This window comes from Microbacterium sp. 01T413_2, assembly GCF_056398985.1.
In genome coordinates this window covers 67189-83077 of record NZ_JBFTQL010000014.1, presented here as the reverse complement: position 1 = coordinate 83077, position 15889 = coordinate 67189, and the positions used below count along the sequence as shown (strand labels likewise).

Below are 15889 nucleotides of genomic sequence, written 5' to 3'. Positions count from 1 at the left end.
GTCCTGAAGCACCAGACCGCGTGGACCGTGAAACAAAAAGGCGCGGGCGTCCTGGAATGGACCAGCCCCAGCGGCGCGACCTACATCGACAAACCACCCGCACCCGTCACCTTCACCATCGACGAACCGGATCCGAATCCCGATCCGCCACCCGATGAAGCCGCACCGTTCTGAGCCACCGCAGCAAGGGCGAAGGTCAGGATCCGAGCCTCTCCCGTCCCCGCAGCGACGCCCCGTGCGGTGACGCCCCTCAAGTAAGAATGCTCAGAGGGGAGACTGGCCCATGCCCGACAGGCCTGAGATCGTCTGCATCTGCGGTTCCCTCCGATTCGCCGAGGAGATGCGTGCGGCGAACCGCGAGCTGACGTTCGCGGGCGCCATCGTCCTCGCACCGGGAGAGGCAGGCGAGGTGATCACGATCGAGCAGAAAGCGCTGCTGGATGCGCTGCACCTCCGGAAGATCGATCTGGCCGATCGCGTTCTCGTCGTCAACCCCGGCGGGTACATCGGCGAGTCCACTCGCAGAGAGATCGACTACGCGCGCACCGCCGGTAAGTCGGTCTCGTTCACGGAAGCCGCCGACTGACCCGGGTCGAGTCCGCACGGAACGTCGGGCGCACAACCGGAACGATTCGGCCCCTCTCGTAGCGACCTGACCTGGGGCAATGCCCGAGGTCAGCGCTCGGTCAGCGCAGGCACGACCGGACGGTGCTCATAGAACGTCTGCAGTACGACGGTCGTCCTCGTGCTGACGTTCGCGGCGAGGCGGATGTCACGCACCAGCTGCTCGAGGTGCCTCGGCGAAGCGACCCGCGCGAACAGCATGTAGCTCGCGTCGCCCGCGATCGAGTGGCAGGCCTCGATCGCGTCGAGGTGCTCGAGCAGCTCCGGCGCATTGTCGGGCTGGGCCGGGTCGAGCGGGGTGATCTCGATGAACGCCGCCAGCGGCTTTCCCACCGCCTCGGCGTCGATGACGGGGCGGTAACCCGAGATGACGCCGCGCGACTCGAGCCGGCGCAGCCGCGCCTGCACAGCCGAGACCGACAGCCCCACGGTCTCTGAGAGCTGCGCCAGCGTGGCGCGCCCGTCCTGAGAGATGGCGGCCAGGATAGCGAGGTCGACAGGATCGTCCATGCATGGAATAATATCGGAGTCAGAGAAGTTCCGCAGGAATATTTCCTGCGCTATCCCCGATCGGAGGTCCCGATGTCCCTCATTTCCACCCACAGCAACGCTCTCATCGGCGAACCCGAGGTCGTCGAGGACGCGTCCACCGCTGAGCAGTCCGCCGCGTGGAAGCTCCTCAAGGACGCGGCCATCGCGATCCGCCCTCTGCAGATCAAGGACGGCTCCGTCCCGAACGCCGAGGACCACGACGCCGCGCGCGCACACGTCGCCGCGATCGTCGCCGGGATCCGCGCGCTCGCCCCCGCCTTCCCGCACGACGCCGAGTACCTCGAGGCCTCGGTGAAGGACTTCCAGCGCTGGGTCGATGAGGGCTTCGGCGTGCCGGACTTCCTCGACTCGCTCATGGCGTTCCAGCCGCAGCAGCACCGCGTCGACGGCATCCGTCACCTCGTCGTGTTCCCGATGTACACCCAGAACGGCTCGAGCGACCGCCTCGTCGAGGCGCTCATCGTCGAGACCATCTGGCCCGAGTTCATCGCCGACCTCGAGGCCGGCGACTACGGCAACAAGCTGTTCGTCTCGCTGCGCCTGGTCGACTTCACCCCCGGCTACGACACGAACTCCGCGGTGCTCTTCCCGGAGACCGTCGCGATGCGCGAGATCCCGTCGTTCACCTGGGGCGCGATCTTCCAGGACCGCGAGGCCGCCCGTTACCGCCGGGTGGTCCGCGCGGCGAGCGAGATCACCAACCTGGAGCTGCCCGAGCGCGCCGCCGCCATGCTCGACGACCAGGAACTCGCCGAGAAGACGTTCGTGATGTGGGACATCATCCACGACCGCACGCACATGCGCGGCGACCTGCCGTTCGACCCGTTCATGATCAAGCAGCGCATGCCGTTCTTCCTGTACTCGCTCGAGGAGATGCGCTGCGACATGACGGCGTTCCGCGAGTCGGTCAAGATCGAGCGGGCGTTCGACGCGCGCGTCGCGGCGGGCGAGCAGCTCACCGACAGCGAGCAGGAGATGCACCACTACGCGCACCTCGTGCAGTACGCGGTGATCTTCGACCGCATCTTCCGCTTCGCGATCACCGGCACCCGCACGCGCAACTACGACGCTGTCGGCGGACAGCTGCTGTTCGCCTGGCTGCACCAGCGCGGCGTGCTGCACTGGACCGACACCGCGCTCGCCTTCGACTGGGAGAACGTGCCGGACGCCGTGGTCGCGCTCGGCGACGCGATCGACGACCTGTACTGGCACTCGATCGACCGTCCGAAGACCGCCCACTGGCTCGCCGCCTACGAGCTGGTCCGCGGCACCCTGACGCCGCACCCCGCCTCGCAGTGGGCCCGCGGCCTGTCCGACGAGATCCTCGCCGGCGCACCCAAGGGCTACACCGACGCGGTGCTGGACGACGAGTTCCCGCTGTCGATGTTCTTCGAGACGCTCGACAAGAAGATGAAGCCGGTCATCGAGTCGACCGTGGGCATCCGCGGCACCGATCAGTAACCGGCACTGATCAGTAACCGGCACTGATCAGCAACAGCATCGACGTCTGACCGTCATTCGGGGCGCGTCTCACCGCAGAACTGTGGCGAGATGCGCCCCGATTCGTCGGGAGGCACCCCGAGACGGGGAATGCACTGCAACAATGGCGCGCGGATCCGCAGAGATTCCGGATCCGCTTCGTCTTCGACTTCTTAGAGGAGCAACGACATGACCGTCATGGGACGCACCGTTCTTCTTGCCGGGGCCACCAGCCCCTCGGGCCTAGCCATCGCCCGAGCCCTGTTGGCTGCCGGGGCGCGCGTGATCGCCGTGGGACGCGACCAGGGCAAGCTCGACGCACTCGCGGCGGCTGCGCATCCGAACGCGGCGACCGGTGCGGGCTCGATCCGTACCGAGCGGTGCTCGCTCACGAACGAGGCCGAGGTGGCCATGCTCGCCACACGCCTCGCGGACGACGGGGAACACGTCGACGGGCTGGTGCCGTTGGTCGGGGGCTGGCGCGGCGGCGGCGGCCTCGCCGGGCAGACCGAGGAGGACTACCGCTTCCTCGAACAGGCCTTCACCGCGGTGCGCGTGACGAGCCGCGCGTTCGACGCCGACCTGCGCGCCTCCGAGGCGGGCCGGTTCGCAATCGTCTCCTCCACTGCTGCCGGCCGGCCGCTCGCCGGCGGCGCGAACTACGCCGCGGTGAAGGCAGCGAGCGAGGCCTGGACCCGCGCCGTCGCGCAGGGCTTCGCCAAGTCCGCCCGAGACGCGGAGCAGCCGCTGCGCGCCGCCGCCGTGGTGCTTCGCGTGCGCGGCCTCGACGACGTCATCGATGCGGTCGCCGCGCGGATCGTCGCGCTGTGGGCCGAGGATGCGGCGGAGCTGAACGACCGCGTCATCGACGTGRCCTGACCGGATCCGTCACCGGATCCGGCCGCCAGATCCAGACCGCCAGGATCCAGACCACGGATCCCGCTAGTCGCGTGCGGCACTTTCTTTCGCGATGGGATCCTTCCGAGCGCTGCTCCTCCGCGCGCCGCCCCGGCGGGCGAAGAGCGCCTGAACGGGCCCCGAGAGCATCAGCAGGAACATCGCCCCGTAGCCGATCGCGGGGACCAGCACTGCGATGAGCAGAGCGATCGCGAACATCGCGCTCGTCACGATCTCGGCGATGATGCCGCGACGCAGCGACTCCGGGTCGATCCGATGGAGCTCCGGGTGGCGGCGCAGATACAGCCGGGTCGCCAGCATGAGCAGCGATGACGCCAGGAGCGCCCCGATGTACAGCAGCTTCTGCGTCGTGTCGGGATCCATCGCTCCGAGCAGCGCCGTCGATACCGGCAACCAGACGATCGTGAGCATCCACCCGACCTGAAGCCAGACGAGCGGAGAGGTGACCCTCTCGACACGGTCGAAAACACGATGATGGGTCATCCAGAAGACGGCGATGATGAGGAAGCTCAGACCGAAGCTGAAAAGCTGGCTGTTCTCCTCCTGCACGAACTCGAGCGAGCTCTTGCCTTCGCGCGCGAGCTCGGAAACGCTCTCCAGCAGCGGCAGGATCAACAGCGTCATCGCGATCGCCACCACGGCATCGATGAAGGCCTTGAGTCGCTCCGCGGACAGGATCGGCCTGATCTCATCCTCTGGCGTCGGCGTCTCGGCATCCACGGCAGGCTGGCTCACTCCCGCATGCTCCCGTACTCGCCGGATCCGGTCAAGGCGCCGCGCCCGCCACGAGCCTGCCTCCCTCGTCGCGGAGGGCCCGCGGCCTCCTGAGCGGACCGCCGCAGAATAGACTGGGGCGGTGAGCGTTCTGCACGATACAGCCCTGCGCGGCTTCGCGTCCGACAACTATTCCGGCATCCACCCCGAGGTGCTCGCGGCGATCGTGGAGGCCAACGACGGCCACCAGATCGCCTACGGCGAGGATCAGTACACCGAGCGGCTGCAGGAGGTCTTCCGGCAGCACTTCGGCGAGGGCGTGGAGGCCTTCCCCGTCTTCAACGGCACGGGCGCCAACGTGACCGGCCTGCAGGCGATGCTGCCCCGCTGGGGCGCCGTGATCTCGGCGTCGACCGCGCACATCAACGTCGACGAGGGCGGGGCGCCGGAGCGCATCGGCGGCTTCAAGATCCTCTCCGTGCCCACCGAGGACGGCAAGCTCACGCCCGAGCTCGTCGACCGGGAGGCCTGGGGCTGGGGCGATGAGCACCGCGCCCAGCCGCTGGTCGTCTCGATCACGCAGTCCACCGAGGTCGGCACGCTCTACACCGCGGACGAGATCCGGGCGCTCGCCGACCATGCGCACGAGCGCGGCATGAAGCTGCACCTCGACGGCGCCCGCCTCTCGAACGCCGCCGCCGCCCTCGACCTGCCGCTGCGCGCCTTCACGCGCGACGCCGGCGTCGACGTGCTGAGCTTCGGCGGCACCAAGAACGGCGCGATGCTCGGCGAGGCGATCGTCGTCCTCACCCCAGGGGCTGCCGACGGCCTGGTCTACTCGCGCAAGTTCAACATGCAGCTGGCCTCGAAGATGCGCTTCGTGTCGGCGCAGCTCATCGCGCTCCTCGAAGGCGACCTGTGGCTGCGCAACGCCCGCCGCTCCAACGCGATGGCCCAGCGGCTGCGCTCCTCGCTCGAAGCGGGCATCGCCGACGGATCCATCCAGGGCGTGGGCTTCACGCAGCAGACGCAGTCGAACGGCGTCTTCGCGACGCTGCCCGACGGCGTCGCCGACCGCCTGCGCGACACGTTTCGGTTCTACGACTGGGATGCCGCTCGCAACGAGGTGCGCTGGATGTGCGGCTTCGACACCGCCGAGTCCGACATCGACGCGCTCGTCGCGCTCGTCGCGCAGGAGACCAGCCGGTAGGGATCCGGATCCGCGCGCCTCGGTCGGCTCAGCGCAGCACGCTCAGCGCAGCAGGCCGAGGTGCGCGAGCGCCTGACGGATGAGCGTGCCGCGGCCGCCCTCCATCTCGGCGGCGAGCGCATCGCTGGCCGCCTCCTCGGGGCTGAACCAGGTCACCTCGAGCGCGTCCTGACGCGGCTCGCAGGTGCCGGTCACGGGTACCACGAACGCGAGCGACACCGCATGCTGGCGGTCGTCGTGATACGCGCTCACACCGGGGAGCGGGAAGTACTCGGCGACGGTGAACGGGGCGGGCGACGGCGGCAGCATCGGGAACGCCATCGGACCGAGATCGTTCTCCAGGTGCCGGAACAGCGCATCGCGCACGGTCTCGCCGTAGCGCACACGACCGGACACGATCGTGCGGGTCATCTCGCCGAGCGGTGTCGCGCGCAGCAGGATCCCGATGTCGGTGACCACGCCTGCTCCGTCGGTGCGCACCGGCACCGCCTCGACGTAGAGCATCGGCAGGCGGCGACGCGCCTGGGCGAGTTCGAAGTCGGTCAGCCAGCCGGGATTCGCCCCGCCCGACGCTCCGAGGCCGTCGAGCCCGCCGGACAGCCCGGACAGCGCGTCGGGGAGACCGTCGTCGTCGGCCGGATCGGGATCGGGTGTGCGTACCGCCATGGTCTCTTTCTACCAGCGTCTCCCCGTGAGTGTCGGACTGCCGCGGTTTCTCGTCCGAGGCGGGTGCCGCATCCGCCCTGTCGCTGCCTGCGGCAGGATGGAACCATGGCCGAATCCGTGGAGATCGATCGCAGCGCCGTGCACTGGGCGCGACAGGGCGAGGAGCTGCCACTGCTCCTGCTGCTGCACGGGTACGGATCCGATGAGCGCGACCTGTTCTCGCTCGTGCCGTTCCTGCCCGAGGGTGCGACCGTGGCGTCGCTGCCCGCACCGCTGCCCGCACCGTGGCCGATGTCCGGACGGTCCTGGTACTCGATCKACGAACTGGAGCGACGCGACCCGGCCTCCGTGACCGCCGCTGCGGATGCCGTGCTGCGCTGGATCGACGCCGAGGCCGCCGATGCGTCGTCGATCGCGCTGCTCGGGTTCTCGCAGGGCGCATCGGTGGCGCTACAGGCGGCCCGCCAGGATCCGGAGCGGATCGCCGCGGTGGTGAACCTCAGCGGCTACGCGGCCCCCGGGGATCTGCCGGGCGACGCCGAGCTGCGCGAGCGGCGCACCCCGATGTTCTGGGGGCGCGGCTCGCGGGATGACGTCATCCCGCCCGCCCTCATCGTGCACACCGCGCAGTGGCTGCCGGATCATGCGGAGCTGACCGGGCGCGTGTATCCGGGTCTCACGCACAGCGTGTCCGAGGAGGAGCTGGCCGACGTGCGCCGGTTCCTCGACGGCTGGCTGGAGAGCCTTCAGACTCCGGAGGCGCCGGAATCGCCGGAGTCGCCGGAGGGCTGATCCGGCTGCTCACCGGCTCGACGCCGCTGCTCCTCGCGCTGCATGCGCATGCCCGCCCAGGTGAACAGCACCATGACGGCGGCGCCGATCACGAGTCCGAGTGCGATCCCGGTGCCCATGTTGTGCAGCGCGACGCCGAGGGCCACCCCGACGCCCATGCCGATCGCGAGCCCGGCACCGAGCCCCACACGGCGGAGCGTCTCACCGGACGCCGGACGCTGTTCTTCCATGCCTCCAGGCTAGATCTCCTGCGGCGGGCCGGCATCCGCCGTAGGACGGATCCTGATCCGGATCCGCCACTGTCGGGGCTCGATCGACGCGGTTAGATGCTCGCGACACGCCCGGGTTGCACGAATCCCGGGGGCCCGGTATCGTCGTCCGGGTCCTGTCCGCCGTGTAAGGAAGTCCCTTGATCTGAGTCGTCGCCTCCGCGTTCCATCCACGCGCTGATCCGACACTCCTTCCTGCCCTCGCACTTCTCGGCACAGGCATCTCCGGTCCTCCGGATCCGTCCTTCTGCGACGGTCCCGCCCCTCGACGGGCTCACGAACCGGTCCGGCATCAGCGCACCCGAACATCTTCAGGGAGCCGCCCATGTCATTGCTCACCACCTCCTCCGCGGTCGTGCTCGACCGCGTCACCTTCACCTGGCCCGACGGATCCACGGCGCTCGACGCCGTCTCCGGCGCCTTCGGTGCGGGCCGCACCGGACTCGTCGGACGCAACGGATCAGGAAAGTCGACGCTGCTCCGCCTCATCGCGGGAGAGCTCACGCCGACGTCCGGCCACATCAGCGCGAACGGCGACGTGGCGTACCTGCCGCAGCGCCTTACGCTCGACACGCACGCACGCGTCGCCGAGCTGCTGGGCGTCGCCCGTGCGCTCAACGCCGTGCGCGCCATCGCGGCCGGCGACGTCGACCCCGACCGGTTCGACGAGGTCGGCGACGACTGGGACGTGGAGGCCCGCGCCGCCGCGGCCCTGGCCGAAGCGGGCCTGGATCCGTCCTTCCTCGACCGAACCGTCGGCGAGCTCTCCGGCGGCGAGGCGGTGCTCGTCGCGATCGCCGGGATCCGCGCACGGCGAGCCCCGATCACCCTGCTCGACGAGCCGACCAACAACCTCGATCGCGACGCGCGGGCGCGGCTCGGCGAGATGGTGCGCTCCTGGCGCGGCACGCTCATCGTGGTCAGCCACGATGTCGGGCTGCTCGAGTTCATGGACGACACCGCGGAGCTGTACGGGCGCGAACTCAGCGTGTTCGGCGGTCCGTACTCGCAGTGGCGCGCGTGGCTGGACACCGAGCAGGACTCCGCCCGGCAGGCCGAGAGGGACGCCAAGCAGGCCTTCAAGAAGGAGAAGCGGCAGCGCATCGAGGCCGAGCTGAAGCTCGCGACCCGATCCCAGATGGCGAAGAAGGCCTTCGAGGAGAAGCGCGAACCGAAGATCGTCATGAACGGCCGGAAGATGGCGGCACAGGTCTCGGCCGGCAAGCTCCGCACCGAGGTCGCCGAGAAGGAGGGCTCGGCCCGCGCCGCGCTCGACGAGGCCGGACGGCGGATCCGCGACGACGCCACGATGAAGATCGAGCTGCCGGATCCGGGCGTCTCCCGGAGCCGGCGTATCGCGACGATCGGAGACGCCGAGCGGTCCTGGACGATCCAGGGCCCGGAGCGGGTGGCGCTGATCGGACGAAACGGGGTCGGCAAGACCACGCTGCTGCGGCGGCTCGTCGACGGCGCCCGCAAGGCTTCGGACGACGGCGCGCCGAGCTCAGGCTGGACCACCGTCCCGGTCGCGGATCCGATGCCCGTTCCGAATTCAGGTTCGATTGCCGATTCAGCGGATGAAACCGCGGATTTCCGCGGATCCACGGAATCCAGCCTGAATTGCGTCGCGCACACGGACCGCATCGGATACCTGCCGCAGCGGATGGACGGGCTCGACGAGACCGCGACCGTCGTGGAGAACGTCGCCGAGCGCGCCCCGGAGATCCCCGAGAAGGAGCTGCGCAACCGGCTGGCCCGGTTCCTGATCCGTGGCGCGGCCATGGACCGTCAGGTCGGCGCACTGTCCGGCGGGGAGCGCTTCCGAGTCGCCCTGGCGACGCTGCTGCTGGCCGACCCCGCACCGCACCTCGTGGTGCTGGACGAGCCGACGAACAACCTGGACCTCGACACCGTCGACCAGGTCGTGCAGGCGCTGCGCGCGTACCGTGGGGCGGTGCTGATCGTGAGCCACGACGACGCGTTCCTGCGGCGCCTGGACCTGGATCTGACGCTCGAGCTCGACGCCGAAGGCTCGCTCACGGAAGTCGCGCTCGGAACCTGACGGCGCGGCCCGGTGCGAGGCGCACACGGCCGGATCCCTCGAGGCCGGTCGGGTGCGCCTCGTGAAACCATCTCCGACACATCGGGAATGCGGCCGCCTGATCCCGCTGTTGCGCTCGTCATGACGACAATCGGAATCATCGGAGCAGGACACATCGGCAGCGCCGTCGCAGAGGCTTTGGCGGGTCTCGGCTACGACATCGTGATCGCGAACTCGCGCGGTCCGGAGACCCTCGACGCGCTCGTGACGCGACTCGGGCCGCGCGTCACGGCATCCACCGCGACCGGAGCCGCCGAGGCCGCAGACATCGCGGTGGTCACCGTCCCGTTGAAGGCGGTGAACGATATTCCCGTGGCGCCGCTCGCCGGGAAGATCGTGCTCGACACGAACAACTACTACTTCGAGCGGGACGGGCACATCGAGGCCCTCGACCGCGGCGAGACCACCACGTCGCAGCTCCTGCAGGACCACCTTCCCGACTCGAAGGTCGTGAAGGCGTTCAACCAGATCCGGGCCGCCGAGATCCTGACGACCGGAGCTCCGGCCGGCTCACCAGATCGGCGCGCTCTCGGCACGGCGAGTGACGACGATGACGCGATCGCGTTCGTGACCGACCTCTACGACCGGCTCGGGTTCGACACCGTGAGCGCCGGCCCGCTGAGCGAGTCGTGGCGCCTCGAACGCGACCGTCCCGCCTACGTCACGCGGCAGAACGCCGAGGAGCTGCGCGCCAACCTCGCCATCGCGAACCGCCTGCCCTGACGCGCCGGCGGCTCGGCGTGGCTCCTGATCGGTGACCTCGTTTCGAAGCGCGCAAATGGCTCGATTTCACCTCGAAATGCGGCCATTTGCGCGCTTCGAAACCAGACGTGGATCCAGCGGGCGTCCAGGGCACGGGGGCAGGATGAGGGCATGAGCACCCTCGTCCGCCCTCGCAAGGGCCGCATCATCGCCGGCGTCTGCGCCGCTCTCGCGCACCGGTTCGGCTGGCCCGTCCTCCTCGTGCGTCTGCTCGCGATCCTGCTGATGGTGTTCGCGGGCCTTCCGCTGTGGGTCTACATCGTGCTGTGGATCCTCATCCCGAAGGAGAAGTGACCTCCCCGGCTCCTGCGATTCAGGCGCGCCTCGACCGCATCGCCCGGGTGTGCCCGAGCGCCGGGTCCGCCGCGAGCAGGGCGTACTCCTCCGACTCCCGCGGCACCAGAGCGACCCGTCCCTCCGCGTCGCTGAGCACGCCCCAGCCGTAGCGCTTGCCCAACGGCGAGGCGCGCAGGCAGGCCTGCCCCTTCGCGAAGAACTCCTCCCGCGCCCCGCTGTCATCCGGATCGAGGCCCCGGCGCAGCGCCCACGTGGAGAAGATGACGTCATCGGAGGTGCGCTCGAAAGGGTGCTCCGCGATCATCCGGTAGTGCAGCGCGGCGATCGTGGGGACGGTCGCTGGGCTCGTCGAAGGGCCCGCTGGCGGCTCCTGTGCGTGCTCCACGGGACAATCCTCGGCCACCTCGATGAACGTGCTGATGTAGTTCGTCGTGTGCTCGGCCATGCATCCATGCTCGCATCCGCCGGTGGCGCCGGGCTTGGAGATCCGCGTCAGATCCCCCGTCGTTGCGCCGAGGGCGGATCCGCCCCCTAATGTCCGCGGCAGCCGCGAAGATGGACGGATGAGCGATGTGCTCGACCGCTTCACCCCCGCGACCCAGGACTGGTTCCGCGGGGCGTTCAGCGCACCCACAGCGGCGCAGACGGGCGCGTGGGAGGCGATTTCCGGCGGCAAGCACGCACTCGTCGTCGCGCCGACCGGGTCGGGAAAGACGCTGTCGGCGTTCCTCTGGGCGATCGACCGGGTGTTCCGCGAGCGCGCCGCGGAGGCAGGATCCGCGCCCGCGGCGCCGGCGCCCGCCAGCGCGAAAGGTCGCAAGAAGAACGATGCCGAGCGACCAGGACGCACCCGGATCCTCTACATCTCGCCGCTCAAGGCCCTCGGCGTCGACGTGGAGCGCAACCTGCGCTCGCCCCTCATCGGCATCGGTCAGTCGGCCCGGCGGCTCGGGATCCCCGCGCCCGCGGTGACGGTGGGCGTGCGCTCGGGCGACACCACCTCGTCCGACCGGCGCCGGCTCGTCGTGGATCCGCCGGACATCCTGATCACCACTCCCGAGTCGCTGTACCTCATGCTCACGAGCCGCGCCGGCGACACCCTGCGCGACGTGCACACGGTCATCATCGACGAGGTGCACGCCGTCGCGGCAACCAAGCGCGGTGCCCATCTCGCGGTCAGCCTGGAGCGGCTCGACCAGCTGCGACGGGCGGCGGGAGCGGAGACGCCCGTGCAGCGGATCGGCCTGTCTGCGACGGTGCGCCCGATCGACGAGGTGGCGCGCTTCCTCGGCGGCGCGCAGCCGGTCCAGATCGTGGCACCGCCCGCGTCGAAGACGTTCGACCTGCAGGTCGTCGTGCCGATCGAGGACATGCTCAACCCGCCGCCGCCTCCGGGCACGGAGGAGACGCCGCGGCCGTTCGGGGCGGATCGGATCGACCAGGCGGTCGGCGGCGCGGACGCGTTCGGCGAGAACACCGAGATGACCGGATCCGTCTGGCCGCACGTCGAGGAGGCGATCGTCGACCGGATCCTGCAGAACCGCTCGACGATCGTSTTCGCCAAYTCRCGSCGYCTCGCCGARCGRCTCACGGGGCGGCTGAACGAGATCTACAGCGAGCGCATCGGACTCGATCTGCCGGCGGCGGCCCTTCGCTCCCCCCGCCCCACTCCAAACGCCGCTTCGCGTCGCCCGGAGCCTCCGGGGCGCGGGGCCCCGGCTCAGGGACCGCCGGCCGCGATGATGGCGCAGGCCGGATCCACCGCCGGTGCGGATCCGGTGCTCGCCAAGGCGCACCACGGCTCGGTCTCCAAGGAGCAGCGGGCGATCGTCGAGGAGGAGCTGAAGTCGGGCGTGCTGCGCTGCGTCGTTGCGACGAGCAGTCTCGAGCTCGGCATCGACATGGGCGCGGTGGACCTCGTGATCCAGGTGGAGGCGCCGCCCTCGGCAGCCTCCGGACTGCAGCGCGTGGGCCGCGCCGGGCACCAGGTCGGCGAGATCAGCCGCGCGTCGCTGTTCCCCAAGCACCGCGGCGATGTGCTGCACACCGCGATCGTCACCGAGCGCATGCTCGCCGGGCAGATCGAGGCGATCAGCGTGCCCCGGAACCCGCTCGACATCCTGGCCCAGCAGACCGTCGCCGCCTGCGCGCTGGACCCGCTCGACGTCGAGCAGTGGTTCGACACGGTGCGCCGCAGCGCGCCCTTCGCCGCCCTCCCCCGCTCGGCGTATGAGGCGACCCTCGACCTGCTCGCCGGGCGCTTTCCCTCCGACGAGTTCGCCGAGCTGCGCCCGCGCCTCGTCTGGGACCGCGACGCCGGCACGCTCACCGGGCGGCCCGGCGCGCAGCGGATCGCGGTCACGAGCGGCGGAACGATCCCCGATCGCGGCCTGTTCGGCGTCTTCGTGGCCGGCGAGACCACGGGCGCCCGCGTCGGCGAGCTCGACGAGGAGATGGTCTACGAGTCGCGCGTCGGCGACGTGTTCACCCTTGGCACCACGAGCTGGCGGATCGCCGAGATCACGCACGACCGGGTGAACGTGATCCCCGCGTATGGGCAGCCCGGCAAGGTGCCGTTCTGGCACGGCGACGGCCTCGGCCGACCGTTCGAACTCGGTGAGGCGCTCGGCGTCTTCAACCGCGAGGTGCACGGCGCAACACCCGCGAAGGCCCGGGAGCGTCTCGCGGCCGCGGGGCTGGACGAGCTGGCGCAGGCGAACCTCCTCGCGCATCTGAACGAGCAGAAGGAGTCGACGGGCACGCTGCCCACCGACCGCACCCTGACGGTCGAGCGCAGCCGCGACGAGATCGGCGACTGGCGCGTGATCCTGCACTCCCCCTACGGGCAGATGGTCCACGCACCGTGGGCCCTCGCCGTGAACGCGCGCATCCGGGAGCGCCTCGGCGTGGAGGGCTCAGCGGTCGCGAGCGACGACGGCATCATCGTGCGCGTGCCCGACGCCGACGCGGAGCCGCCCGGCGCCGAGCTGTTCGTGTTCGAGCCCGAGGAGCTCGAGCGGATCGTGACCGACGAGGTGGGCGGATCCGCACTCTTCGCCTCGCGCTTCCGGGAGTGCGCGGCGCGCGCGCTGCTGATGCCGCGGATGAACCCCAACCGGCGCACGCCGCTGTGGCAGCAGCGGCAGCGCTCGGCGCAGCTGCTCGAGGTCGCCCGCAAGCATCCGACGTTCCCGATCATCCTGGAGACGCTGCGCGAGGTSCTGCAGGACGTCTACGAYCTGCCCTCGCTRCGACGGCTCGCGACCGGCATCGCGGAGCGGCGCATCCGGCTCGTSGAGGTGCAGACCGCSCAGCCCTCGCCSTTCGCCCGCGACCTGCTGTTCGGCTACGTCGGCGCGTTCATGTACGAGGGCGACTCCCCGCTCGCCGAGCGCCGGGCCGCGGCGCTGTCCGTGGATCCGGCCCTTCTGGGCGAGCTGCTCGGCACGGTCGAGCTGCGCGAGCTGCTGGATCCGGACGTCATCGTCCAGTTCGAGCGCGAGGCGCAGCGGCTGGATCCGGCCAGGCGGGCACGGGGCGTCGAGGGCGTCGCGGATCTGCTGCGACTCCTCGGGCCGCTGGACGCGACCGAGGTCGCGGAGCGGCTCGAACCCACGGAAGCRTCGGATCCCTCGGGGTCGTTGAGCGAGGACGGCGAAGCCGACCGAGACGAAACGCTGCCTCTGTCGGATCACCGCGTTTCGTCTCGCTTCGCTCGCTCAACGACCGATCAGGCCGCCGCCCACCTCACCGCTCTCATCGACGCCCGGCGCGCCATCGAGGTCACGATCGGCGGCGTGCGCCGGGTCGCCGCGATCGAGGATGCGGGACGCCTGCGCGACGCCCTCGGCGTTCCCCTGTCCGTCGGGATCCCTGTCGCATTCCTGGAGCCCGTCGCGGACCCGCTCGGTGACCTCGTGGCCCGGCACGCGCGCACGCACGGACCGTTCCTCGGATCCGTCGTCGCCACCCGCTTCGGACTCGGCACCGCGATCGTGAGGCAGACGCTGCAGCGGCTCGAGGCCGACGGGCGGGTCACGAGCGGATACTTCCTGCCGGCCCCTTCGAGCGACTCCGAGGCGGGGCCCCGTGCATCGGCGACGTCTGCGGGCCCGGATGAGACCGAGTGGTGCGACACCGAGGTGCTGCGCCGTCTGCGGATGCGCTCGCTCGCGGCGATCCGCGGCAGCGTCGAGCCCGTGCCGCCCGCAGCGTTCGCGCGGTTCCTCCCGGAGTGGCAGCATCTTTCGCGGCCCCTCGAGGGCATCGACGGCGTCGCGACCGTGATCGAGCAGCTCGCGGGCGTGCCGATCCCGGCGAGCGCATGGGAGTCGCTCGTGCTGTCCCAGCGCGTGCGCGACTACAGCCCGGCCATGCTCGACGAGCTGACCAGTTCGGGAGAGGTCGTCTGGGCCGGGCATGGAGCCCTCCCCGGCCGGGACGGCTGGGTCTCGCTGCACCCCGTCGACCTCGCGCCGTTCACGGTGCCGATCGCCGAGGAGGCGCCGGAGGAGGGCTCGCTCGAAGCCCAGCTGCTCGCCGCGCTCGCCTCGGGCGGCGCATACTTCGCCGCACAGCTGCGCGAGGCCACGGGCGCCGAGAACGAGGCCTCCGTGGTGGAGGCCCTCTGGAACTTGGCGTGGTCGGGCCACGTCACGAACGACACCTTCGCCCCGATCCGGTCGTTGCTGAGCGGCGGCAACCAGGCGCACAAGGTGGCGCGCCGCGCCCCGCGCACGCGCACGTTCCGTGGCATGTCGCTCGCCCGCCCCGCCTCCACGCCGCGACCTCTGAACGTCGGAGGGCGCTGGTCGCTGCTTCCGGAGGCGGAGACGGATCCGGCCCGGCGCGCCACGGTCTCGGCGGGCCTGCTGCTGGACCGCTACGGCGTGGTCACACGTGGATCCGTGCAATCGGAGGGGCTGCCGGGCGGGTTCGCGCAGGCGTACCGCGTGCTGGCGGGGTTCGAGGAGGCAGGGCACTGCCGGCGCGGCTACGTGATCGAGAAGCTCGGCGCCGCCCAGTTCGCCGCCTCCGCCACGATCGACCGGCTCCGCACCTTCGCCGGGCTCGCCGATCCGCCGCCGCGCACGGCGCGTACCCTCGCCGCGACCGATCCGGCCAACCCCTACGGCGCCGCTCTCGGCTGGCCCCGCAGGGACGACGTCTCGCACCGGCCCGGCCGCAAGGCGGGCGCTCTCGTGGTCCTCGTCGACGGAGCACTCGCCCTCTATCTCGAACGCGGCGGAAAGACCGTGCTCGCCTTCACCGACGACGAGGACGAGCTGCGCGCCGCGGCGGCCGACCTCGCTGCGACCGCGAAGGCACGCCGGCTCGAGACGCTGACCATCGAGAAGGTGAACGGCGAGGGCATGTACGGCACCGCCGCGGGAACTCTGCTCGGACGGCTGCTGCAGGAGGCAGGATTCGTCGCGACTCCACGTGGCTACACCCTGCGGAAGACGTTGTGAGCCGACCCGGATCCGCTGCGGGTCGGCGGGACGC

Annotated in this window: 14 protein-coding genes; 9 read left to right on the top strand and 5 right to left on the bottom strand. The window is 70.5% G+C overall.

The genetic code is table 11. From position 1 onward, the window contains the following. Positions 1-283: 283 nt before the first annotated feature. Complete coding sequence (locus tag AC1DMN_RS09605) at positions 284-586, top strand: hypothetical protein (protein WP_441975696.1); 303 nt, start codon at positions 284-286, stop codon at positions 584-586. Between the two features lie 89 nt (positions 587-675). Here AC1DMN_RS09605 and AC1DMN_RS09600 read toward each other — a convergent pair whose 3' ends face one another. Beyond that, positions 676-1134 (bottom strand): Lrp/AsnC family transcriptional regulator, encoded by a 459-nt coding sequence (locus tag AC1DMN_RS09600; RefSeq protein ID WP_440734941.1) that lies wholly within the window; start codon positions 1132-1134, stop codon positions 676-678. Between the two features lie 72 nt (positions 1135-1206). Here AC1DMN_RS09600 and AC1DMN_RS09595 point away from each other — a divergent pair, with 72 nt between their 5' ends. Together AC1DMN_RS09595 and AC1DMN_RS09590 are read left to right on the top strand one after the other, a co-directional pair. Continuing rightward, a complete protein-coding gene (locus AC1DMN_RS09595) occupies positions 1207-2637 on the top strand; it encodes a DUF6421 family protein (protein WP_477230368.1) in 1431 nt (476 codons plus the stop codon). Positions 2638-2844: 207 nt separating this feature from the next. Then, positions 2845-3534 carry an SDR family NAD(P)-dependent oxidoreductase gene (locus AC1DMN_RS09590; RefSeq protein ID WP_477384158.1) on the top strand — a complete coding sequence of 230 codons (690 nt, stop codon included), beginning with the start codon at positions 2845-2847 and terminating at the stop codon, positions 3532-3534. Positions 3535-3597: 63 nt separating this feature from the next. Here the strand turns inward: AC1DMN_RS09590 and AC1DMN_RS09585 are convergent, their stop codons facing one another. Further along, a complete protein-coding gene (locus AC1DMN_RS09585; protein WP_477230370.1) occupies positions 3598-4308 on the bottom strand; it encodes a TMEM175 family protein in 711 nt (236 codons plus the stop codon). 121 nt (positions 4309-4429) lie between these two features. On the opposite strand from AC1DMN_RS09585, the gene AC1DMN_RS09580 reads away from it, so the two are divergent. Further along, complete coding sequence (locus AC1DMN_RS09580; protein WP_441975692.1) at positions 4430-5497, top strand: threonine aldolase family protein; 1068 nt, start codon at positions 4430-4432, stop codon at positions 5495-5497. 42 nt (positions 5498-5539) lie between these two features. Here the strand turns inward: AC1DMN_RS09580 and AC1DMN_RS09575 are convergent, their stop codons facing one another. Then, on the bottom strand, positions 5540-6163 hold the full coding sequence (locus AC1DMN_RS09575) for an NUDIX hydrolase family protein (RefSeq protein WP_440734935.1): 624 nt from the start codon (positions 6161-6163) through the stop codon (positions 5540-5542). Positions 6164-6268: 105 nt separating this feature from the next. Between AC1DMN_RS09575 and AC1DMN_RS09570 the strand changes: the two genes are divergently transcribed. Next, entirely contained in the window at positions 6269-6955 is a 687-nt protein-coding gene (locus AC1DMN_RS09570; protein ID WP_477384156.1) for an alpha/beta hydrolase, read from the top strand. Here AC1DMN_RS09570 and AC1DMN_RS09565 read toward each other — a convergent pair. Continuing rightward, positions 6910-7185 (bottom strand): hypothetical protein, encoded by a 276-nt coding sequence (locus AC1DMN_RS09565; RefSeq protein WP_440734933.1) that lies wholly within the window; start codon positions 7183-7185, stop codon positions 6910-6912. The genes AC1DMN_RS09570 and AC1DMN_RS09565 overlap by 46 nt on opposite strands. A gap of 364 nt (positions 7186-7549) precedes the next feature. On the opposite strand from AC1DMN_RS09565, the gene AC1DMN_RS09560 reads away from it, so the two are divergent. The 3 genes from AC1DMN_RS09560 (at position 7550) to AC1DMN_RS09550 (ending at position 10381) form a co-directional block, all read left to right on the top strand. Beyond that, a complete protein-coding gene (locus AC1DMN_RS09560; RefSeq protein ID WP_477230371.1) occupies positions 7550-9286 on the top strand; it encodes an ABC-F family ATP-binding cassette domain-containing protein in 1737 nt (578 codons plus the stop codon). A gap of 120 nt (positions 9287-9406) precedes the next feature. Next, positions 9407-10048: an NADPH-dependent F420 reductase gene (locus AC1DMN_RS09555; protein ID WP_477230372.1), complete on the top strand. Its 642-nt coding sequence runs from the start codon at positions 9407-9409 to the stop codon at positions 10046-10048. A gap of 150 nt (positions 10049-10198) precedes the next feature. Further along, a complete protein-coding gene (locus AC1DMN_RS09550; protein WP_477230373.1) occupies positions 10199-10381 on the top strand; it encodes a PspC domain-containing protein in 183 nt (60 codons plus the stop codon). 19 nt (positions 10382-10400) lie between these two features. Here AC1DMN_RS09550 and AC1DMN_RS09545 read toward each other — a convergent pair whose 3' ends face one another. After that, entirely contained in the window at positions 10401-10829 is a 429-nt protein-coding gene (locus tag AC1DMN_RS09545) for a DUF6157 family protein (protein ID WP_477230374.1), read from the bottom strand. 118 nt (positions 10830-10947) lie between these two features. Between AC1DMN_RS09545 and AC1DMN_RS09540 the strand changes: the two genes are divergently transcribed. Then, a complete protein-coding gene (locus AC1DMN_RS09540) occupies positions 10948-15855 on the top strand; it encodes an Lhr family ATP-dependent helicase (protein ID WP_477230375.1) in 4908 nt (1635 codons plus the stop codon). Positions 15856-15889: the final 34 nt, after the last annotated feature.

Bases quoted from the DNA above. Each gene is read 5' to 3' on its own strand.
- AC1DMN_RS09565 (WP_440734933.1), bottom strand. From the start codon at position 7,185: ATGGAAGAACAGCGTCCGGCGTCCGGTGAGACGCTCCGCCGTGTGGGG.
- AC1DMN_RS09605 (WP_441975696.1), top strand. From the start codon at position 284: ATGCCCGACAGGCCTGAGATCGTCTGCATCTGCGGTTCCCTCCGATTC.
- AC1DMN_RS09545 (WP_477230374.1), bottom strand. From the start codon at position 10,829: ATGGCCGAGCACACGACGAACTACATCAGCACGTTCATCGAGGTGGCC.
- AC1DMN_RS09600 (WP_440734941.1), bottom strand. From the start codon at position 1,134: ATGGACGATCCTGTCGACCTCGCTATCCTGGCCGCCATCTCTCAGGAC.
- AC1DMN_RS09595 (WP_477230368.1), top strand. From the start codon at position 1,207: ATGTCCCTCATTTCCACCCACAGCAACGCTCTCATCGGCGAACCCGAG.
- AC1DMN_RS09555 (WP_477230372.1), top strand. From the start codon at position 9,407: ATGACGACAATCGGAATCATCGGAGCAGGACACATCGGCAGCGCCGTC.
- AC1DMN_RS09550 (WP_477230373.1), top strand. From the start codon at position 10,199: ATGAGCACCCTCGTCCGCCCTCGCAAGGGCCGCATCATCGCCGGCGTC.
- AC1DMN_RS09575 (WP_440734935.1), bottom strand. From the start codon at position 6,163: ATGGCGGTACGCACACCCGATCCCGATCCGGCCGACGACGACGGTCTC.
- AC1DMN_RS09560 (WP_477230371.1), top strand. From the start codon at position 7,550: ATGTCATTGCTCACCACCTCCTCCGCGGTCGTGCTCGACCGCGTCACC.